Source organism: Streptomyces sp. 130, from assembly GCF_007096885.1.
Taxonomy (GTDB): domain Bacteria; phylum Actinomycetota; class Actinomycetes; order Streptomycetales; family Streptomycetaceae; genus Streptomyces.
Window position 1 is genome coordinate 60,018 of the sequence record NZ_VJNO01000012.1, and the last position, 21,672, is coordinate 81,689.

General features: G+C 72.2%; 13 protein-coding genes and 1 riboswitch. Of the genes, 9 read left to right on the forward strand and 4 right to left on the reverse strand.

All coding sequences use genetic code 11. The features are described 5' to 3' along the window. Positions 1-88 precede the first annotated feature (88 nt). The gene (locus FKN01_RS13175) at positions 89-2,272 is read left to right on the forward strand and encodes a discoidin domain-containing protein (protein ID WP_143619867.1); all 2,184 of its coding nucleotides are present in this window, start codon (positions 89-91) and stop codon (positions 2,270-2,272) included. 78 nt (positions 2,273-2,350) lie between these two features. On the opposite strand, the gene FKN01_RS13180 is transcribed toward FKN01_RS13175, so the two are convergent. Next, positions 2,351-4,951: a SpoIIE family protein phosphatase gene (locus FKN01_RS13180; protein ID WP_143619869.1), complete on the reverse strand. Its 2,601-nt coding sequence runs from the start codon at positions 4,949-4,951 to the stop codon at positions 2,351-2,353. A 343-nt stretch (positions 4,952-5,294) separates the two neighbouring features. Between FKN01_RS13180 and FKN01_RS13185 the strand changes: the two genes are divergently transcribed. The 3 genes from FKN01_RS13185 to FKN01_RS13195 all read left to right on the forward strand — a co-directional run bounded on the left by FKN01_RS13185 (position 5,295) and on the right by FKN01_RS13195 (position 8,133). After that, positions 5,295-5,780, forward strand: coding sequence for a potassium channel family protein (locus tag FKN01_RS13185; protein ID WP_143619871.1), 486 nt, complete (start codon positions 5,295-5,297; stop codon positions 5,778-5,780). A gap of 162 nt (positions 5,781-5,942) precedes the next feature. Then, entirely contained in the window at positions 5,943-7,313 is a 1,371-nt protein-coding gene (locus FKN01_RS13190) for a geranylgeranyl reductase family protein (RefSeq protein WP_143619872.1), read from the forward strand. 16 nt (positions 7,314-7,329) lie between these two features. Then, complete coding sequence (locus FKN01_RS13195; RefSeq protein ID WP_143619874.1) at positions 7,330-8,133, forward strand: thioesterase II family protein; 804 nt, start codon at positions 7,330-7,332, stop codon at positions 8,131-8,133. 170 nt (positions 8,134-8,303) lie between these two features. Here FKN01_RS13195 and FKN01_RS13200 read toward each other — a convergent pair whose 3' ends face one another. Continuing rightward, positions 8,304-8,489, reverse strand: a complete 186-nt coding sequence (locus FKN01_RS13200) for an antitoxin (RefSeq protein ID WP_143619876.1) — start codon at positions 8,487-8,489, stop codon at positions 8,304-8,306. Between the two features lie 195 nt (positions 8,490-8,684). Then, positions 8,685-9,551: a transglycosylase SLT domain-containing protein gene (locus tag FKN01_RS13205; protein ID WP_143619878.1), complete on the reverse strand. Its 867-nt coding sequence runs from the start codon at positions 9,549-9,551 to the stop codon at positions 8,685-8,687. A gap of 3 nt (positions 9,552-9,554) precedes the next feature. Then, a riboswitch (cyclic di-AMP (ydaO/yuaA leader) is annotated at positions 9,555-9,739 on the reverse strand. Between the two features lie 421 nt (positions 9,740-10,160). Between FKN01_RS13205 and FKN01_RS13210 the strand changes: the two genes are divergently transcribed. From FKN01_RS13210 to FKN01_RS13230, 5 genes are all read left to right on the forward strand, one after another. Beyond that, the gene (locus FKN01_RS13210) at positions 10,161-10,997 is read left to right on the forward strand and encodes a 2,3-dihydro-2,3-dihydroxybenzoate dehydrogenase (protein WP_143619880.1); all 837 of its coding nucleotides are present in this window, start codon (positions 10,161-10,163) and stop codon (positions 10,995-10,997) included. A gap of 50 nt (positions 10,998-11,047) precedes the next feature. Further along, on the forward strand, positions 11,048-12,706 hold the full coding sequence (locus FKN01_RS13215; protein ID WP_143619882.1) for a (2,3-dihydroxybenzoyl)adenylate synthase: 1,659 nt from the start codon (positions 11,048-11,050) through the stop codon (positions 12,704-12,706). Positions 12,707-12,739: 33 nt separating this feature from the next. After that, positions 12,740-13,372, forward strand: coding sequence for an isochorismatase family protein (locus tag FKN01_RS13220; RefSeq protein ID WP_143619884.1), 633 nt, complete (start codon positions 12,740-12,742; stop codon positions 13,370-13,372). A 165-nt stretch (positions 13,373-13,537) separates the two neighbouring features. Then, positions 13,538-15,748, forward strand: a complete 2,211-nt coding sequence (locus FKN01_RS13225) for an AAA family ATPase (protein WP_143620041.1) — start codon at positions 13,538-13,540, stop codon at positions 15,746-15,748. A gap of 248 nt (positions 15,749-15,996) precedes the next feature. Then, a complete protein-coding gene (locus FKN01_RS13230; RefSeq protein WP_143620043.1) occupies positions 15,997-19,302 on the forward strand; it encodes a GH92 family glycosyl hydrolase in 3,306 nt (1,101 codons plus the stop codon). 63 nt (positions 19,303-19,365) lie between these two features. Here the strand turns inward: FKN01_RS13230 and katG are convergent, their stop codons facing one another. Next, entirely contained in the window at positions 19,366-21,597 is a 2,232-nt protein-coding gene (gene katG, locus FKN01_RS13235) for a catalase/peroxidase HPI (protein ID WP_143619886.1), read from the reverse strand. Positions 21,598-21,672 lie beyond the last annotated feature (75 nt).

Genomic DNA, 21,672 nt, shown 5'->3' on the forward strand with positions numbered 1-21,672 from the left:
AGCGAGGGTGAAGTATCCCATCGGCCGGGGAGAGCGCTCTCCGGCTTCGTGTCGTGCACCCGTTCCGCGACTCAGGAGACAAGCCCCCATGTATGGACCCCCCTCGCTCCGCAGACCCGCACCCCCGTCCGGAAGAAGGCGCACGGGCGTACTGGCCGCCGTCGCCGGTCTCGTCGTCTCGCTCCTCGCCTTCGTGCCCTCCACCCCGGCCGGTGCGGCCCCTTCCCTGCTCTCGCAGGGCAAGACGGTGACCACGTCCAGCCAGGAGAGCGCCGGCACCCCCGCCACCGCCGCCGTCGACGGCGACAACGGCACCCGCTGGTCGAGCGCGTTCTCCGACCCGCAGTGGATCAAGGTCGACCTGGGCACCTCCGCCTCGGTCAGCGGGATCACGCTGAAGTGGGAGGCCGCCTACGCCAAGAGCTACAGGATCGAGTTCTCCACGGACGACAGCACGTGGAGCACCGCCTACTCGACCACCACGGGCCCCGGCGGCGACGAGACGCTGAACGTCTCGGGCACCGCCCGCTACGTGCGGCTGACCGGCACCGCCCGCGCCACCGGGTACGGCTACTCGCTGTGGGAGTTCCAGGTGTTCGGCACCACCGGCGGCGACGGCGGCCCGCAGCTCCCGGGCGGCGGTGACCTCGGCCCGAACGTCCTGGTCTTCGACCCGTCGACGCCCGGCATCCAGGCCAGGGTCGACGAGGTGTTCAGGAGGCAGGAGTCGGCGCAGTTCGGCGACGGCCGCTACGCACTGCTCTTCAAGCCGGGCACGTACAACAACATCAACGCGCAGATCGGCTTCTACACCTCGATCGCCGGTCTCGGTCTGAAGCCCGACGACACGACGTTCAACGGTGACGTCACGGTCGACGCCGGCTGGTTCAACGGCAACGCCACCCAGAACTTCTGGCGTTCGGCGGAGAACCTCGCGCTGAACCCGGTCAGCGGCACCGACCGCTGGGCCGTGTCCCAGGCCGCGCCGTTCCGCCGGATGCACGTCAAGGGCGGGCTCAACCTCGCCCCGAACGGCTACGGCTGGGCGAGCGGCGGGTACATCGCCGACAGCAAGATCGACGGGCAGGTCGGCCCGTACTCGCAGCAGCAGTGGTACACCCGCGACAGCTCCATCGGCAGCTGGGGCAACGGCGTCTGGAACATGACGTTCTCCGGCGTCGAGGGCGCGCCCGCCCAGAGCTTCCCCAACCCCCCGTACACCACCCTCCAGAACACCCCGGTCTCCCGCGAGAAGCCGTTCCTCTACCTCGACGGCAACGACTACAAGGTGTTCGTCCCCGCCAAGCGCACCAACGCGCGCGGCGTCTCCTGGAGCGGCACCCCGCAGGGTGAGTCGATCCCGCTGAGCCAGTTCTACGTGGTCAAGCCGGGCGCCACCGCCGCCACCATCAACGCGGCCGTCCGGCAGGGCCTGCACCTGCTGTTCACGCCGGGCGTCTACCACGTCGACCAGACGATCGGCATCAACCGCGCCAACACCGTCGTGCTGGGCCTCGGCCTCGCCACGATCGTCCCCGACAACGGGGTCACCGCCCTCAAGGTCGGTGACGTGGACGGCGTGAAGCTGGCCGGACTCCTGGTCGACGCCGGACCGCAGAACTCCCAGGTCCTCGTGCAGGTCGGTCCGGAAGGCGCCTCCGCGAGCCACGCGGCCAACCCGACCAGCGTCCAGGACGTGTTCGTCCGGGTCGGCGGCGCGGGCGCCGGCAAGGCGACCACGGGCATGGTGATCAACAGCAACGACACGATCATCGACCACACCTGGCTGTGGCGCGCCGACCACGGCGAGGGCGTCGGCTGGGAGACCAACCGCTCCGACTACGGCCTCCAGGTCAACGGCGACAACGTCCTGGCCACCGGGCTCTTCGTCGAGCACTTCAACAAGTACGACGTCCGCTGGTCCGGCGAGAACGGCAGGACGATCTTCTTCCAGAACGAGAAGGCGTACGACGCCCCCAACCAGGCGGCCGTCCAGAACGGCAGCGTCAAGGGCTACGCCGCCTACAAGGTGGACGACTCGGTCAACACCCACGAGGGCTGGGGGCTCGGCAGCTACTGCTACTTCAACGTCGACCCCACCATCCGCCAGGACCACGGCTTCGAGGCCCCGGTGAAGGCAGGTGTGAAGTTCCACGACCTGCTGGTCGTCTCGCTCGGCGGCCAGGGCCAGTACAACCACGTCATCAACGACACGGGGGCACCGACCTCCGGGACGTCGACGGTGCCGTCGAACGTCGTGTCCTACCCCTGACGGGGGCACACGGGACAACCGGCACCTGAGGTGAGACGGCGCGGGGCCCGGCAAACTGCCGGGCCCCGCGTCCGTCGTCTACACCAGGCCGGCCGGCGGCGGGCCGCCGAGTGCCTGCTCGGACCAGATGACCTTGCCCCGGTCGGTGTACCTGGCCCCCCAGCGGTCCGCGAACTGGGCGACGAGGAAGAGGCCCCGGCCGCCCTCGTCCGTCGTGGTGGCGTAGCGCAGGTGCGGGGAGGTGCTGCTGCAGTCGGACACCTCGCAGGTCAGGGCCCTGTCGTGCAGGAGCCGGACGGTGATGGGCTCGGTGCCGTAGCGGATGGCGTTGGTGACGAGTTCGCTCAGGATGAGTTCCGTGACGAAGCCCTCCTCGTCCAGGCCCCGGTCGGAGAGCCAGCGCATGGCCTGCCTGCGGATTCCGGCGACGGCCGCGGGGTCCGGGGGCACGTCCCACTGGACGCGCCGGGACGGGTCCAGGGTGCGGGTCCGGGCGACCAGCAGGGCCACGTCGTCACCCGGGCGGCTGGGCAGCATGGCCTCCAGCACGTCGTCGCAGGTCTCCTCCGGGGTGCGGTCGCGGCCGGCGAGCGAGCGGCGCAGCAGTGCGAGACCGTCGTCGATGTCCCGGTCGCGGCGCTCCACCAGTCCGTCCGTGTACAGGACGAGGCGGCTGCCCTCGGGGACGTCCAGCTCGGTCATCTCGAAGGGCATGCCGCCGATCCCGAGGGGCAGTCCGGCCGGGATCTCCGGGAAGCCGACCGTGCCGTCGGGCATGACGAGCGCGGGCCCGGGGTGGCCGGCCCTGGCGACCGCGCAGCGGCCGGACACGGCGTCGTAGATCGCGTACAGGCAGGTGGCACCGGTGATCACGCCGCCGCCCGATTCCTCGTCCTGGTCCATCCTGACCACGAGTTCGTCCAGGTGGCCGAGGAGTTCGTCGGGCGCCAGGTCGAGCGTGGAGAAGTTGAGGACCGTCGTGCGCAGCCGGCCCATGGTGGCCGCCGCGTGCAGCCCGTGCCCGACGACGTCGCCGACGACGAGGGCGACCCGGGCGCCGGAGAGCGGGATCACGTCGAACCAGTCGCCGCCCACGCCCGCCTGCGCCGGCAGGTAGCGGTAGGCGACGTCCAGGGCGTTCTGCTCGGGCAGGCCGCGCGGGAGGAGGCTGCGCTGAAGGGTGACGGCCATCTCGTGCTCGCGGGTGTAGCGGCGGGCGTTGTCGACGCTGACCGCGGCGCGGGCCACCAGTTCCTCGGCGAAGGAGAGGTCGTCCAGGTCGAAGGGGTCCTCGTTGTGCGCGCGCCAGAAGTTCGCGATGCCCAGGATCACCCCGCGGGCCCGCAGCGGGACCGAGAGCAGCGAGTGGTAGCCGTGGTCCAGGAGGCGGTCGGCCTGTTCCGGTTCGGTCGCGCGCCACTGCCGGGAGGCCGCCAGGTCGGAGACGATCCGGGTGTGCCCGGCGCCGGTGCCCAGGCCGTCGGCGGTGGTCGGCCGGTAGCCGATGACGTGTCCGACGGGCTGGAGCGGGTGTTCCCCGGCGGCGCTGCGGACGGCGGTGCGGCGGAGCTCCAGGGCGTCGCCGGTGGGCCGTATCGGCTCCCCGCCGCGCAGGACGGCGTCGGCCAGGTCGACGGTCACGCAGTCGGCGAATCCGGGCACGGCGACGTCCGCGAGCTCCTGGGCGGTGGTGGTGACGTCGAGGGTGGTCCCGATCAGGGCGCCCGCCCGGTAGAGGAGCGTCAGCCGTTCCCGTACGGTCTCGGCCCGTCCGGTGAGGGCCCGCAGCTCGGTGGTGTCGCGCAGGGTGGCGACGATGCCGGGCTGGCCGCCGCGCTCCTCGGTGGGACGGAGGTTGACGGCGAGCAGCCGGTCCCCGGCAGGCCGCAGCTCGTCCGTGGCGACCTGCCCGGACGCCAGCAGCTCAGCGGTGCCGGACGCGAGCCCGAGGTCGGTCACCGCGCGGCCCTCGGCGTCCGGCGGGAGGTCGAGCAGCCGTCGGGCCTCGTCGTTGGCGAGCAGCAGCCGGTGGTCGGCGCCGATGATGAGGACGCCCTCGCGCACGGCGTGCAGCACGGCGTCGTGGTGTTCGTACATCCGGGTCATCTCGGCCGGGCCGAGGCCGCGCGTCTGGCGGCTGAGCCGGCGGCTGACCAGGGCGGCGCCGGCCGTGGTGAGGGCGAGGGCGGCGACCCCGGCGCCGACGGTGAGCGGGAGGCTCGGGTAGGCCAGCCTGTTCACCGCCTCGACCTTGATGCCCACGGCGACCAGTCCGGCGACCGTGCCGTCCCGGCGCGGGACGGGCACCGCCGAGCTGACGGCCTTGCCCCGGCTGGCGTCGACGGTCCGGGTGACCGGCCCGTTCTCCAGGGCCTCCTTGTAGGGGCCGGGGATCTGCTTGCCGATGAGCGCGATGTCGGGGTGGGTGTAGCGGATGCCGTCGGTGCCGGCCACGATGACGTATTCGACGCCGGTGCTCCGCCGGATGTCCTCGGCGCGCGGCTGGAGGGCGGCCGTGGGGTCCTCGCTGTCCAGCGCCGCCGCCACGCCCGGGGCGTGCGCGACGGTCTCCGCGATGCTCAGCGACTGGGCCCGCGCCGCGCTCATGCTGTCGCGCCTGCCCTGCACGACGAGGGCGGCGACGGCGGCGGCGTCGAGCAGGACGACGATGCCGAGCATGAGGACGAAGAACTGTCCGGCGACGGTGCGGACGCTGAGGAGTGAGCGCGGACCGCGCCCCGAGGGGGTCCGCCCGTGCGGCGGCCCGATGGGCGCGGGTGCGTCACCGCCCGGGCGGCCGCCCTCGTGTCGCTGCGGATGCCGGGCGGAACGGTGAAACCTCGCCCGGAATCGACCTGTGCCACCCACATGTCCAGGTTTAACACGGATCGTCGCGGGGCGATCGGCGTGCGGGAGCGGTGCGCGTTCCCCGGCGGGCCGGTCCGGGCGCGATCGGGTGACAAGCGGCCGGCGGGCGCGCGCCCCGGCGCCCGGACCGCCGCCGTCGCCCGATGATCCGGAGATGGTGCCCGTGTTCCTGACCAAGGCGGTCGAGCTGCTGCTCGGCCGGGAGAGCCGCTCGCTGCATCTGAAGGCGGCGGGCTGGGCGACGGTGCTGCTCGCCGTGACCGTGCTGGCCGGCTCCTGGCTGGTGGTCCTGGCCGAGCGCCACGCGCGGGCCGCCACGATCACCTCGTATCCGCGGGGGCTGTGGTGGTCGGTGGAGACCGCGACGACCGTCGGTTACGGGGATCTCTTCCCGGTGACGCTGTGGGGGCGGATCGTCGCCGCCGTAGTGATGGGTGTCGGCATCACGACGTACGGAATGGTCACGGCCGCGCTCGCGACCTGGTTCGTCGGGCACGAGCAGCGGCGCCGCCACCGGCTGGCCGCCGAGGCCGAGCACGCCGCGCGCCGGATGCGGGACGAGTCGGAGCGGCTGCTGCACGAACGCTTCGACCGCATCGAGCGGCTGCTCGCCGACGCGGGGCGCAGGCCGCCGGAGTGAACGGGGGGGCGTCGCGGCAAGGTCACCCGGCCGGGTGTGCAGGGGCGCATACCGGGCACCGGCATTTTTGATCACCCTCCCCGGGGCCCGGGAAACCGGCAGGATGGCGGTGTACAGGGCCGTCGTCCCCGGGCGGCGGCGCCGGACCGAGGAGGGAGCCCCATGCGGGAGACGCGTGCAGAGCAGTCGTCGCCGGACGAGGAGAGCGCTCACGACGCGGCCGAGGAGGCGCAGGTCATCGTGGTCGGTGCGGGCCCGGCCGGTTCGTCCGCCGCCTACCACCTGGCGAGGGCCGGGGTCGATGTGCTGCTCCTGGAGAAGTCCCGCTTCCCCCGCGAGAAGGTGTGCGGGGACGGCCTGACCCCGCGCGCGGTGCACCAGCTGATCCGCATGGGCGTCGACATCCGGTCCCCCGGCTGGACCCGGTCGCGCGGGATGCGGTGGGTGGCCGGTCCCCGGCAGGTGGAGATCGACTGGCCGGCGCTGGGCGGCTTCCCGGACTTCGGGCTCACCCGCAGCAGGCACGACTTCGACGACATCCTGGCCCGGCACGCCGTCGCGGCCGGTGCCCGGCTGCGTACCGGGGTGAAGGTGAAGGAGCCGGTGACCGACCGGGCGGGCCGGATCACCGGGGTGGCGGCGGTGTCCGGCGCGGGCACGGTGGTGCACCGGGCCCCCGTGGTGATCGCGGCCGACGGCGCCTCGGCCCGGATCGCTCTGGCGATGGGCCTCCAGCGGGACGCCAGGCGGCAGATCGCCACGGCCGCCCGGCGCTACTACCGCAGCCCCGAGCGCTCCCGGGAGGACTTCCTGGAGCTGTGGGCCGACCTCCGCTTCCCGGGGAGCGACGCCTATCTGCCCGGGTACGGCTGGATCTTCCCGATGGGGGACGGGCGGGTGAACGTCGGCCTGGGTGCGCTCCCCCACCGCCGGCACGGCAGTGCGGACCTGCGGGCCGCGCTGGACCGGTGGCTCGCCCGTACGCCCGAGGAGTGGGGGCTGCGGGAGGAGAACGCCGAGGGGCCCGTGCGCAGCGCGGCTCTGCCGCTGGGCTTCAACCGCCATCCGCTGTACACCCGGGGGCTCCTGCTCGTCGGTGACTCCGGGGGCATGGTCAGCCCGTGGAACGGCGAGGGGATCGGGCAGGCGCTGGAGGCGGGCGAGGTGGCCGCCGAGACGACGGCGCTCGCGCTGGCGCTGCCGCCGGGGCCGAGGCGGGAGCGGGCGCTGCGCCACTACCCGGCCGAGATGAACCGGCGCTGGGGCCGCTACTACCGGCTCGGCAACACGGCGGCCGATCTGGTCTTCAGCCGGTCGGGCTTCCAGCCGGTGCTGAACCGGTACGTGATGGGCTCGCCGGCGCTGCTCAACACCCTGGCCCGGCTGCTCACCAACCTCACGGAGCACCCCTCGCGCGACGCCATCGACCATGTCCTGAACACGGCGGTCCGCCTGGTGCCCGCGCCGGGCGCCCGGCGCCGCGGCTCCGTAGCCCGCCCGCCGCGCGCCGGCGGGCGTCCCGTACACCTGTGAGAACCGAAGGCGATCCATGTTCAAGCAAGAGACCGAAGAAGCCGGCCGGGGAGCGGGCGGGCGCCCGGAAGCCTGGCTGCGCCGCTACCACCCCACGGACGCCCGCGCCGAGCTGGTGTGCTTCCCGCACGCGGGCGGCGCGGCCGTCTTCTGGCGTCCGCTGTCCGGCGCCGTGCGGCACGCGCTGGACGTGCGCGCGGTGCAGTACCCGGGCCGGCAGGACCGCTACCGGGAGGCGCCCCTGGAGGATCTGCACCGGCTCGCCGATCTGATCGCCGAGGCCCTGGTGGCGGGCCCCGCCCCGGCCGGGCCGCGCGTCCTCCTCGGGCACAGCATGGGCGCCTCGCTCGCGCACGAGGTGGCGCTGCGGCTGTCCGGCGTACCGGGCCACGGAGCGGCGGCGCTGATCGTGTCCGGCCGCCGGGCGCCCTCGCGGCTGGGGTCCGGGTGGCCGGGGTCGGACGAGGAGCTGCTCGCGCGGGTCCGCGAGCTCGGCGGCACGGACCCGGCCGTCCTGGCCGAGCCGGAACTGCTCGAGGTGATCCTCCCGGCGCTGCGCGCCGACTACGCGGCCGTCGCGGGGTACGTGCCGGGCGGCGGCCTTCTGGCGTGCCCGGTCGTCGCCCTCACCGGGGACAGTGACCCGGAGGTGGCGGTGGAGGACGTGGGGCCGTGGCGCGAGACGACCACGGGCCCGTTCGCGATGCGGGTCCTGAAGGGCGGGCACTTCTTCCTGAACGACCATCTGCCCGCCGTCGCCGAACTCGCCGTGTCCCTGGCCGCCGCTCCGGCGCGGGGGCGGGAGGCGGGCGCCGGCTGAGGGGGCGGCGCTGAGGGGCGGCGGGCGGCGGGCGGCGCCCCGCCGATCCCCCGGCCGGCGGACGGGGCCGCGCGGCGGACGGGGGGCGCGACGCGGACGGGGGTGCGACGCGCAGGAGCGGTGGACACCACGGCTGTGGCGTCCACCGCTCCCTCACGGCGCGTGCAGGCTCACCGGCGCTCGTCCGGCGGCCGGTCGCCGAACTGGTCGTTGAGCTTCTGCTGGGCGGAGTCGACCTGACCGCCGTACTTGCCGCCGGTCCTCTTGTCGACGTAGTCGCCGCCCTTCTCGACTCCCTGGCGGGCCTGGTCCGGATGCCCCTTGATCATTTCCTTGATCTTGTCGAGCATGCTCATGACTGACCTCCTAGAGACGCTGACCGTTCCAGCATCCACGCCGCGCCGTGCCCTCGCATTCCGGGACGGGCGGTCACGGCGGTCCGGCCGCGGTAGCGGCAGCGGCGGCACGGCACGCGAAAGGGGCGGAAGGAAGCGAGGCCGCTTCCTTCCGCCCCTGTTCACGCTCCTGCCCCGGCGCGGGGCGGATGTGGATCAGTACGCGCCGAAGACGTTGTCCATCGAGCCGTACGTGGCGGCGGCGTAGTTGCACGCGGCCGTGATGTTGGCGACCGGGTCGTAGATGTCCATCGACGTACCGGGCACGTGGTAGGCGTCGAAGGTGGGCTGGATCACCTGGAGCAGGCCCTTGGACGGGGTGCCGTTGACGGCGTTGATGTCCCAGTTGTTGATCGCCATCGGGTTGCCCGAGGACTCGCGCATGATGTTGCGGTAGATGCCGTCGTAGCTGCCGGGGATGCCCTGCTGCGCCATGATGGCCAGGGATTCCTTGATCCAGCCGTCGAGGTCGTCGGTGTACGCGACGGCCGTCTGGGTCTCGGCGGGCTTCTCGGCGGCGACCGGGACGACGGTGCGCTCGGAGCGGTCGGCGCGGTCGGCGCTCTCGGCCCGGGGGGCGGTGTCGCCGTTCTTCTCCGCGGTCTCCGCCTTGAACGCGCTCTTCTCCGCGGCCTTCGGGGCGGCGGCCTCGGACTTGGCGCCGATGATGAGCTTCAGACCCGGGTGAATGAGGTCGGGGTTGCTTCCGACAGCACCGCGGTTGTCCTTGTACAGCCGCTCCCAGCCGCCGCTGAGGGAATGCCCCTGGGCGATCTTGTAAAGCGAATCGCCGGACACCACGGAATAGGTGGTGGGCGCGGCCTCGCGCACGGCAATTTCCTTGCCGGCGACGGAAGTCGGGGCCGCGGACTTTTCGGCGACGACGGTCTTGGCGGGGGCGGCGGAGGCCGATCCGGCCGTGATCAGGGGGAGCGCGAGAACGGCTCCGCCCGCGCTGACGGCGATGAAACCGCGGGTCAGGGACGCGGACTTGGCACGACGGTGCTTACCCGTGAGGGGCATGGCGTATTTCCTCTCCGTCGCCTGCGAGGTGAGCTGTCGGGTTCGGACTGGAGATGTCCGGTCGCGCATGGCGACTTCACCCCTAGCCGCTCCGGATACCGGACCGGCGGCAAACCTGGGTCCCCCGCTCCTGCCGTACGTGAGTGGTCGGGTTCCCGGACGGCGGCAGGATTCGGCGTTCCATCCGGATTGATGACGGGACCGTAAGCGAGAAACGACGGCCGGAACAAGCCCGGAATTGCTGATCACAATTGTTTTGCAAGATCAATCAAAGGAAATGCCCATGATCACCCGCGCCGGGGGAAGTCAAATTTCTTGGCAGGACTGGGAACCGGGAGATCGGATTGCACGTCAGAAACGGCTGACGTGACGCTGCCCACTGGGATCGAAATGAAGGCATTCGTCCGTTTTGGGCGCATCTGACAGCATCAAACCCGCCCCGATTGCCTGTAATTGACCTTTCGCCTAGATCCGGGCAAAAGGGGCATCGAGCCATCCATGAGCGGCCGGGGTCGCCGATTCCACCCCCCTCGCCCACGTGATCACCCTATGGTTAGGCTTACCTAAGTGCTGCTGCCCTTTTCGTCGTCACAGGGAGACCCCAGGACCATGGCGTCGCATTCCGCCCTTTCTTCCCCGCGCCCCGTCACCCCCGCGGACCAGGAGCTCACCGGCCGGCTGGCCCTCGTGACGGGAGCCGGACGCGGCATAGGCGAGGCGGTCGTGCGGGCCCTCGTCGCGCGCGGCTGCCGGGTCCTGGCGACCGACGCGGCCCCGGGGGGCGTCGACGCCCTCGCCCAGGAGTACGAAGGGAGCGTCGTCGCCCGGGCGCTGGACGTCACGGACGCGGCGGCCGTCGAAGCCCTGGTCGCGGAGGCGGAGGACACGCTCGGCACCCTCGACATCGCGGTCAACGTGGCCGGGATACTGCGCTGCTCCCCCGTCACCGAGCTGACCGACGAGGACTGGCGGGCCACGTTCGCCGTCAACACCGACGGGGTCTTCCACGTGTCGAGGTCCGTCGCGCGCCGGATGGCGGACCGGGGCGCGGGCAGCATCGTCACCGTCGCGTCCAACGCCGCCGGCATCCCCCGTACGACCATGGCGGCGTACGCCGCGTCGAAGGCCGCCGCCGTCATGTTCACCAAGTGCCTCGGCCTGGAACTGGCCCCCCGGGGCGTCCGCTGCAACACCGTCTCGCCCGGCTCCACGCTCACCGACATGCAGCGCGGGATGTGGCCGGCCGGCGAGGCGGACGACGACGGGCCGGCCGCGCGGCGCGTCATCGCCGGGGACCTGGCGAGCTACCGCACGGGCATCCCGCTCGGCCGCATCGCCGAACCGGCCGACATCGCCGAGGCGGTCGCCTTCCTCGTGTCCGACCGGGCCCGGCACATCACCCTGCACGACCTGTACGTCGACGGCGGCGCCACCCTGCGCGCCTGACCCGTCCGCCCGGCGCCCCGAAACAGCCCTCCCCCTGGAGACCTGGAACGATGACTGCCTCACCGTACGAAGACGCCCCGACCTGGCCCGCGGAGTTCGCCGCCCGCTACCGCGCGGCCGGGCACTGGCGCGGCGAGACCTTCACGAGCATGCTGCGCGAACGGGCCGAGGCCCACGGCGACCGCGTCGCGCTGATCGACCCCGCGCCCGAGCGCCGCGCCTGGACCTACCGCGAGCTGGACGAGCGCGCCGCCCGGCTGGCGGCGGGCTTCCGGGCGCGCGGGGTGGCCAAGGGCGACCGGGTCGTCGTCCAGCTGCCCAACATCGCGGAGTTCGCGGAGGTCGTCTTCGCCCTCTTCCGGATCGGCGCGCTCCCCGTGTACGCGCTGCCCGCCCACCGGGAGACGGAGATCGGCTACTTCTGCTCCTTCGCCGAGGCCGTCGCCTACGTCATCCCGGACCAGCACGCCGGATTCGACTACCGCGCGCTGGCCACCGGCATACGGGAGCAGGCGCCCACCCTCAGGCATGTGTTCGTCGTCGGCGACCCGGGCGAGCACACCGCCCTGTCCGACGTGCCGTGCGACGCCGCCGGAGAGCCCGGGGACGGGCCCGAGCCGCACGACCTGGCGTTCCTCCAGCTGTCCGGCGGCACCACGGGCGTGCCCAAGCTCATCCCCCGTACGCACGACGACTACATCTACTCGCTGCGCGGCTCCAACGAGATCTGCGGCGTCGACGCGGACACCCGCTTCCTGGTGGTCCTGCCCGCCGCGCACAACTTCCCGATGAGCTCGCCCGGCTGGCTCGGCACGCTGTACGCCGGCGGCACCGTCGTCCTGTGCCCGCGCCCCGACCCGGCCACGGCCTTCCCGCTGGTGGAACGGGAGCGCGTCACCATGACCGGCATGGTGCCGCCGCTCGCCCTGCTGTGGACGGACGCGGCCGCTTCGGCGGAGCAGGACCTGTCGAGCCTGGAGCTGGTCCTCGTCGGCGGCGCCAAGTACAGCGAGACGGCCGCCCGGCGCCTCGAACCGGCGCTCGGCTGCAGACTGATGCAGGTCTTCGGCATGGCCGAGGGACTGGTCAACTACACCCGGCTGGACGACGACTACGAGACCGTCGTCTCCACCCAGGGCCGGCCGATCTCCGAGGACGACGAGATCCGCATCGTGGACGACGCCGGACAGGACGTCCCCGACGGGCGGTTCGGGCATCTGCTGACCCGGGGCCCCTACACGATCCGCGGCTACTGGCGCGCCCCCGAGCACAACAGGACCGCGTTCACCGAGGACGGGTTCTACCGCACGGGCGACATCGTGCGCCGCACGCCGAGCGGTCATCTCGTCGTGGAGGGGCGCGCGAAGGACCAGATCAACCGGGGCGGCGAGAAGGTCGCGCCGGAGGAGATCGAGAACATCATCCTCGCCCACCCGTCGGTGCACGACGTGTCGGTGGTCGGTGTGGCCGACCCGTATCTCGGTGAACGCACCCTGGCGTACGTGATTCTGCGCGAGGGCGCCGAACCGCCCGGGGCGCTCGCCGTGAAGCGGCATGTGCGCGAGCACGGAATCGCCGCGTACAAGGTGCCCGACCTCGTCGAATTCGTGGACGTCTTCCCGCAGACGGGAATCGGCAAGATCAGCAAGAACGGCCTGCGGAGCGACGCGGCCCCCGCCTCCGCGTCAACTCCCCCCGCAACGAACTGAGTCCGCCCCGCGCGGCACCGAAAGGCTGCACTCATGGCACTTCCCGCCATCGCCCCCTATCCCCTGCCCGGCGCCGGCGAGCTCCCGGCGAACCGGGTCGGCTGGACCGTCGACCCGGCGCGCGCCGTGCTGCTCGTCCACGACCTCCAGAACCACTTCCTGCGCGCCTACCGCCCCGGCGAGGAGCCGCTGACCGGCATGCTCGCGAACACCGCCCGCGTGATCGCAGCCGCCCGCCGCGCCGGAATCCCGGTGGTGCACTCGGCGCAGCGCGGTGGCCAGAGCGCCGAGGAGCGCGGCCTCCAACTCGACTTCTGGGGCCCGGGGATGGCGGACGACCCGGAGGCGCTGGCCTCACCGGCCGAGGTGGCGCCCGCGCCGGGCGACACGGTGCTCACCAAATGGAAGTACAGCGCGTTCGTGCGCACCGAGCTGGAATCGCTCATCCGCGACGACGGCCGCGACCAGCTGGTGATCACCGGGGTGTACGCGCACATCGGCGTGCTGATGAGCGCCGCCGACGCGTGGATGCGCGACATCCAGGCGTTCGTGGTGGCCGACGCGGTCGCGGACTTCTCGCGCGAGGAGCACGACATGGCGTTGCGCTGGGCGGCCGGGCGCTGCGCGGTGGTGACGACGACGAACGCACTGCTGAAGGAGATCTGAGCGGGCGAGCCTGCGAGAATCCCCGGTCCGCAATTGCGGACCGGGGATTTTCTCACGTATATTGAGTGGTTCTGTGCGCCCATAGAAAAAGGCCCCTCACCGGGGGCCGACAAGAATCACCATATCCGTCAGGGAGCTGTTTTGTCAACTCGGGAAAGCGCCGAATTGCAGAAGGAGCAGGAATACATCGACCGGCTCCACCACCGTGTCGACGTACTGCGCGGTGACGCCGCCGAGCAGGTCCGAAACGCCCTGACGCCGGTCGGCACCGGCCAGCAGGCCCGGGTCGAACGCGATGTCCTGGTCGCCGAGCGTTCCGGTCTGCTCGCCGCGTTGAACGCGGTGGACGGCTCGCTCTGTTTCGGCCGTATCGATCTCACGGACGGCGTCGCGCACCACATCGGCCGTATCGGAATCCGCGAGGACGACAGCGAACACACGCCTTTGCTGATCGACTGGCGCGCCCCGGTCGCCCGGCCCTTCTATCTCGCCACCCATCACACCCCGATGGGACTGCGCAGGCGCCGCCACCTCACCACCGAGGGCCGCACGGTCACCGAGCTGCACGACGAGGTCCTGGACGTCGGGGACCGGGAGCGCACCGGTTTCGAGGACCCGAGCGGCGACACGGTCCTGCTCGCCGCGGTGAACTCGGCGCGGACCGGACGCATGGCGGACATCGTGCGGACCATCCAGGCCGAGCAGGACCGCATCATCCGGGCGCCCCACCGCGGCGTCCTGGTGGTCGAGGGCGGGCCCGGCACCGGCAAGACGGCCGTCGCCCTGCACCGGGCGGCTTTCCTGCTGTACGAGCAGCGGGAGCTGCTGGCCAAGCGGGCGGTCCTCATCGTGGGCCCGAACCCGGCCTTCCTCGGCTACATCGGCGAGGTGCTGCCCTCGCTCGGTGAGACCGGCGTCCTGCTCGCCACCCAGGCCGAGCTGTTCCCCGGCGTCCGCGCCGAGGGCACCGACACGCCCCGGGCGGCGGCCGTGAAGGGCGCCTCGGCCATGGCCGAGGCGCTGGCGCTGGCCGTGCGGGACCGGCAGCTGCTGCCCGAGCCGGACGCCCCGCTGATCGTCCCGCACGACGACGGCGACCTGGTCCTGGACCGGGAGATCGCCCGCGCGGCCCGCCAGGCCGCCCGCGACACCCGGCTGCCGCACAACCTCGCCCGGCCGCACTTCGCGTTCCGGGTCATCGACGCGCTGACCGCCCAGCTCACCGAGCGCATCGGCGCCGACCCGTACGGCGGGCCGAACTTCCTGGGCCCGGACGACATCGCCCAGCTCGGCAAGGCGGTCGCCGTCAGCCGGGAGGTGCACGCCGCGATCGAGGAGCTGTGGCCGGCCCTCACCCCCGAGGGCTTCCTCGCCGGCTATCTGGCCGAGCCCGTCCACCTGCCGGAGGCGGACGCCGAGGCCATCCGCCGGGCGCCCGGTGAGGAGGCGTGGACCCCGGCCGACGTGCCGCTGCTCGACGAGGCCGCCGAACTGCTCGGGGTGGACGACAGCGCCGAGCGGGCGGCGGCCGAGGCGGAGCGCCAGGAGCGGATCGCCTACGCCCAGGGCGTCCTGGAGCTGTCCAGGGGCTCGGAGTCCTTCGAGTTCGAGGACGAGGAGTCGGAGCTGCTCGCCGCCCACGACATCATCGACGCGGAGCGCATGGCGGATCGCCAGGAGGAGGCCGACCACCGCAGCGCGGCCGAGCGGGCCGCCGCCGACCGGACGTGGGCGTTCGGGCACATCATCGTGGACGAGGCGCAGGAGCTGTCGCCGATGGCGTGGCGGCTGCTGATGCGGCGGTCCCCGACCCGGTCGATGACGCTGGTGGGCGACCCGGCGCAGACCTCGGAGGAGGCCGGGGTCGGTTCCTGGCGGGAGATCCTGGAGCCGTACGTGGGCGACCGGTACGAGCATGTGCGGCTCGGCATCAACTACCGTACGCCCGCCGAGGTGATGGAGGTCGCGGCGAAGGTGCTGCGGGCCGTGGACCCGTCGTTCGAGCCGCCGGGGTCGGTGCGCTCCACGGGCGAGGCGCCGTGGATCCGGGAGACCGGGGCGGACCTGGCGGGCGCGGTGGCGCGGGCGGTGGCGGAGCTGACGCCCGGCGAGGGGCGCCTCGCGGTGATCGCGCCGCGCGAGCTGCACGAGGAGATCGCGGCGCCGCTGGACGGGGTCGTGCCCGGCGACGAGCCGGATCTGACCCGCACGGTGGTGCTGCTCGGGCCCCGGCAGGCCAAGGGCCTCGAATTCGACCACGTCCTGGTGGTGGAGCCCGGCCGGTTCGGCACGAGCGACCTGTACGTGGCGCTGACCCGCGCCACGCAGCGGCTGGGCGTCCTGCACCGGGAGGCGCTTCCGGCGTCCCTGCGCTGACGGACCGCAACCGGGCGCGCGGGCCGGGCTGTTGCGGCAGCCCGGCCGGGCGGGCGGATTCCGGGAAGCCTTGACACCCCGGACCGGCAGGAGGAGCATCCTCACGTCGTTGACAACGTTGTCGGGGCGACGTCGTTCCTCCGCGGTCACGGCGCCGGCCTCGCGCCGCGTTGACCGTCCGTCACATCAGAAGGGCAGGAACGGTGCCACAGACGCACAAACGTCGTACCCTCACCGCGTTCCGGGCCGTGGGCTCCGTCACGGCCGCCGCCATGGCCGTCGCGGGGCTCGCGACCGCCGCCGCCCCCGCTTCGGCCGCGCCGGGCAGGGACATCGTGAAGAACCCGGTGTCGTACGTCGATCCCCTCATCGGCACGTCCAACGCGGGCAACACCTACCCGGGCGCCGTGCAGCCGTTCGGCATGCTGGCGTGGAGCCCGCAGAACTCGAGGGGCAAGCAGGTCTCGACGCCCGCTCCCGGCGGCTACCAGTACGACGCGAAGAAGATCCGCGGCTTCAGCCTCACCCATCTCAACGGGGTGGGCTGCTCGGGCGCGAACGGCGACATCCCGATCATGCCGTACGTGGGCGACGTGGACTCCTCGCCCACCTCGGACACCACCGACGCGAAGTACGCGAGCGACTTCTCGCACGACGACGAGACGGCCACCGCCGGTTATTACGAGGTGGGCCTGGCCAGCGGTGCTTCGGCGGCGCTGACCACGACCGCCAGGACCGGGTCGGGGAAGTTCGGCTTCCCGGCGGACAAGCCGGCCAGCATGCTCTTCCGCACCTCCAACTCGGAGACCGGCAGCACCGACGCCACCGTCCGGATCGACAAGGCCGCGCGGACGGTGACGGGTTCGGTCACGGCGGGCAACTTCTGCGGGCCGCAGAGCGCGAACAACCGCAAGGACCTCTACACGCTGTACTTCACCGCCCACTTCGACAAGCCCTTCGCGAAGGTCGGCACCTGGAAGGACGGCACCCTCACCCCCGGTTCCACCTCCGCCTCCGGCGGTACGGGCTACAGCTCTTCCGGCAACGCCGTGGAGGGCAAGGGCTCCGGCGGGTACATCACCTTCGCGGACGGCACCACCGAGGCGCGCGCCAAGGTCGCCGTCTCGTACGTCAGCGCCGCGAACGCCGAGGCCAACCTCCGTAAGGAGAACGGGCCCGGCAAGAGCTTCGACGCGGTGAAGCGGCAGGCCGCCGCGAACTGGAACAAGGCGCTGAAGGCGATCGAGATCGGCGGCGGCACCGGCTCCCAGCGCACCGCGTTCTACACCGCGCTCTACCACTCCATGCTGGAGCCGACCCTCACCAGCGACGTGGACGGCCGCTACCTCGGCGCCGACCGGGAGCCGCACCGGCTGTCCAAGGGGCAGCGGGCGCAGTACGGCACCTTCTCCGGCTGGGACCAGTACCGGGCGCAGGTGCAGCTGATGGCCCTGCTCAACCCGAGGGCGGGCAGCGACTACGCGCAGTCCCTCTTCAACTACGCGAACCAGCGCGACGGCGAGTGGGACCGCTGGCTGCTGGAGAACGGCAAGACGAGCGTGATGTCGGGCGACCCGTCCGACGCGGCGCTCGCCGGGATCTACGCCTTCGGCGGCCGTGACTTCGACGTCAGGGGCGCGCTGAGGTCTCTGGTGAGGGCGGCGACCGTGCCGACCGCCAACGACTCGGACAGCTCCGGCTGCAACGTCGAGTGCGTGGGCCAGCGCCCCGCGCTCGACAGGTACCTGGAGCTGGGCTACGTACCGGCGGACAACTGCCACTGCTGGGGCGGGGCGGCCGAGACGCTGGAGGACGCGGCGGCCGACTACGGTCTGTCGGAGCTGTCCCGGCGGCTGGGCAACAAGGCGGACGCCGAGAAGTTCCTGGACCGGTCGGGCAACTGGACCAACGTCTTCGACGCCAACGCCACCGAGCACGGCGGGTACATCCGCGACCGCAGGTCCGACGGCAGCTGGGCGGGCACCTTCACGCCCGGCACCGGCACCGGGTTCGTGGAGGGCACCAGCGCCCGGTACACCTGGATGGTCTACTCGGACGTGGCCGGTCTCGCCGGTGCGATGGGCGGCAACGAGCGCGCCACGGAGCGGCTCGACGCGTTCTTCCGTACGCCGGACGGGAAGTTCGACTTCTCGGCGAAGGACGCCACGCGGTACGACCCGACGAACGAGCCGGACATCAATGCGCCCTATCTGTACAACTACTTCGGCGCCCCCTACAAGACGCAGGAGACGGTCCGCGCGGAGCTGGACCAGCTGTGGACCGACGGTCCCGGCGGGATTCCGGGCAACGACGACGCGGGGACCATGTCGTCCTGGTACGTCTTCTCGGCGCTCGGCATCTACCCGCAGAACCCGAGCCGCGCCGATCTGACGCTGACCGCGCCGCTGTTCCCGCACGCGGTGGTGCGCACCGGGCACGGCAAGAAGATCACCATCGAGGCCCCGGCCGCGTCGGCGGACCACACGTACGTCCACGGCCTGAAGGTGAACGGCCGTGCCTCCACGAAGCCGTGGGTCGGTGACTCGCTCGTGGAGCGCGGCGGGCGGCTGGACTTCACGCTCGGCACGACGCCGGACACCTCCTGGGGCAGCGCACCGGCCGACGCGCCGCCGTCCTTCCCCGGTGGCGGGCTGAAGTACTTCACGGGCGCCTCCCCGGACCGGCTGAAGGTCGAGCCGGGTGCCGAGGGCGCGCAGACCGTGGTCAAGGTGCAGAGCCTGGAGACGAAGGCCACCACCGTGCACTGGGAGGCCGAGGCGCCGGACGGGGTCACCGTGACCCCGTCGGAGGGCGACTTCACGGTCCCGGCGAGCGGTGCGGCACAGGCGAAGCTCACCGTGTCGGCGGGCAAGGACACCGCCGAGGGGTACTACACGGTCCCGGTGACGCTGACGTCCTCGACGGGCACGGAGCTGCCGAGGACGTCGGCGGCGGTGACGGTCGCCGAGAAGAACGGCCTGCTGTGGAACCGCAACAGCACCGGGATCTCGGCGGACGACGAGAACCCGCAGGCCGACTTCGACGGCGAGGGCTGGAGCTACTCGGCCCAGGCGCTGGCGGCGGCCGGTGCGGAGCCGGGCTCCACGGTCTCCTCGGGCGGCTTCGACTTCACCTGGCCGAAGGTGAAGGCCGGTGACCCCGACAACATCGAGGTGGCCGGTACGAGCCCCCAGGTGCTGGACGTCCCCTCCGAGGAGGGCGACACGAAGCTGGCGTTCCTCGGCAGCGCCGCCGAGGGCAAGGCGTCGGGCACGGTGACGCTCACGTACACCGACGGCACCACGCAGCAGGCCGAGATCGGCTTCAGCGACTGGACACTGGGCGGCGGCTCGCAGCAGCCGTCGTACGGGAACACGGTGGCGGTGCACACGGAGTACCGCGATGTGCAGGGCGGCGGAAAGGACCCGGTGGGCACCGAGGTCTTCACGACCGCGCCGATCGCGCTCCGGGCCGGGAAGCGGCTCGCGTCCGTGACGCTGCCGGCCACCACGGACGGCGGGATCATCCACGTCTTCGCGGTGGCCACCGCCTGACGGGGTCCGCGCAGCGGTAAGGGCCGGCCCCGCGTCGGGGCCGGCCCTTACGGCGTCATCGGATCAGACGAGGTCGAACCGGTCGAGGTTCATGACCTTGTCCCAGGCGGCGACGAAGTCGCGCACGAACTTCTCCTTGGCGTCGTCGCTCGCGTAGACCTCGGCGACGGCGCGCAGTTCGGAGTTCGAGCCGAAGACCAGGTCGGCGCGGGTGCCGGTCCAGCGGACCTCACCGGTGACGGCGTCGCGGCCCTCGAAGGCGCTCTGGTCGTCGGCCGTCGACTTCCACGTCGTGCCCATGTCGAGCAGGTTGACGAAGAAGTCGTTGGTCAGCGTGCCCGGCGCGTCGGTGAGGACACCGTGCGAGGTCTGCTGGTGGTTGGCGCCCAGGACCCGCAGGCCGCCGACGAGGACCGTCATCTCGGGCGCGCTCAGGTCGAGCAGGTTCGCCCGGTCCAGCAGCAGGTACTCGGCGGGGAGCCGGTTGCCCTTGCCCAGGTAGTTGCGGAAGCCGTCGGCGACCGGCTCCAGCTCGACGAAGGACTCCACGTCGGTCTGGTCCTGCGAGGCGTCGACCCGGCCCGGGGTGAACGGGACCTCGATCTCCGTACCGGCGTCCTTGGCCGCCTTCTCGATCGCGGCGGCGCCCGCGAGGACGATCAGGTCGGCCAGCGAGACCTGCTTGCCGCCCTGCTGCCCGGCGTTGAAGGACTCCTGGACGGACTCGAGGGTGCGCAGGACGCCCGCGAGGCGGTCCGGGTCGTTGACCTCCCAGCCGCTCTGCGGTTCGAGGCGGATGCGTGCGCCGTTGGCGCCGCCGCGCTTGTCGCTGCCCCGGAAGGACGAGGCGGAGGCCCAGGCGGTGGAGACCAGCTCGGAGACGGACAGGCCGGAGGCGAGGACCTTCTCCTTGAGCGCCGCGATGTCGGCGGCGTCGATCAGCTCGTGGGTGCGCTCGGGCAGCGGGTCCTGCCAGATCAGCGTCTCCTGCGGGACCTCGGGGCCGAGGTAGCGGACGACCGGGCCCATGTCGCGGTGGGTCAGCTTGAACCAGGCGCGGGCGAACGCGTCGGCGAACTCCTGCGGGTTCTCGTGGAAGCGCCGCGAGATCTGCTCGTACGCCGGGTCGAAGCGCAGCGACAGGTCGGTGGTGAGCATGGTCGGGGCGTGGCTCTTCGACGGGTCGTGCGCGTCGGGCACGGTGCCCGCGCCGGCCCCGTCCTTCGGGCGCCACTGGTGGGCGCCCGCGGGGCTCTTGAAGAGCTCCCACTCGTAGCCGAACAGGATGTTGAAGAAGCTGTTGTCCCAGGTGGTGGGGGTGTCCGTCCAGATGCCTTCGAGGCCGCTGGTGATGGTGTCGCCGCCCTTGCCGGTGCCGTACGAGCTCTCCCAGCCGAGCCCCTGGCGCTCCATCGGGGCCGCCTCGGGGTCGGGGCCGACGTGGTCCGCGGGGCCGGCTCCGTGCGTCTTGCCGAAGGTGTGGCCGCCGGCGATCAGAGCGACGGTCTCCTCGTCGTTCATCGCCATCCGGCGGAACGTCTCGCGGATGTCGCGGGCCGCGGCGATCGGGTCCGGGTTGCCGTTGGGGCCTTCCGGATTGACGTAGATGAGGCCCATCTGCACGGCGCCGAGCGGGTTCTCCAGCTCACGGTCGCCGGTGTAGCGCTCGTCGCCGAGCCAGGTGGTCTCGGGGCCCCAGTACACGTCCTCGTCGGGCTCCCAGGCGTCCACGCGTCCGCCGCCGAAGCCGAAGGTCTTCAGGCCCATGGTCTCCAGGGCGACGTTGCCGGTGAGGACGAGCAGGTCGGCCCAGGAGAGGTTCTTGCCGTACTTCTTCTTGACCGGCCACAGCAGGCGCCGCGCCTTGTCGAGGCTCGCGTTGTCGGGCCAGCTGTTGAGGGGGGCGAAGCGCTGCTGGCCGGAGCCGGCGCCGCCGCGGCCGTCGCTGATGCGGTACGTGCCGGCGCTGTGCCAGGCCATCCGGACCATGAAGGGGCCGTAGTTGCCGAAGTCGGCGGGCCACCAGTCCTGCGAGGTGGTCAGCACCTCGGCGATGTCCCGCTTGACGGCGGGCAGGTCGAGCGCGTTGAACGCCGCGGCGTAGTCGAAGTCCTCGCCGAGCGGGTTGGCCACGGCGGGGTTCTTGGCGAGAATCCGCACGTTGAGCCGCTCCGGCCACCACTGGCGGTTGCCGCCGCCCTGGGTGGGGTGCGGCGCGCGACCGTGCGCGACGGGGCAGCCGCCGGCCTCCTCCGACTTGGGGTCGGTGACGATCGCGTCGTGGTTCTCAGTCATGGAATTCCTTCCGGACGGGGCGGATCTCGGTGCTCTGAGAAGGTGTGGGGGGCCGGCCTGACCGGTCTCGCCCGG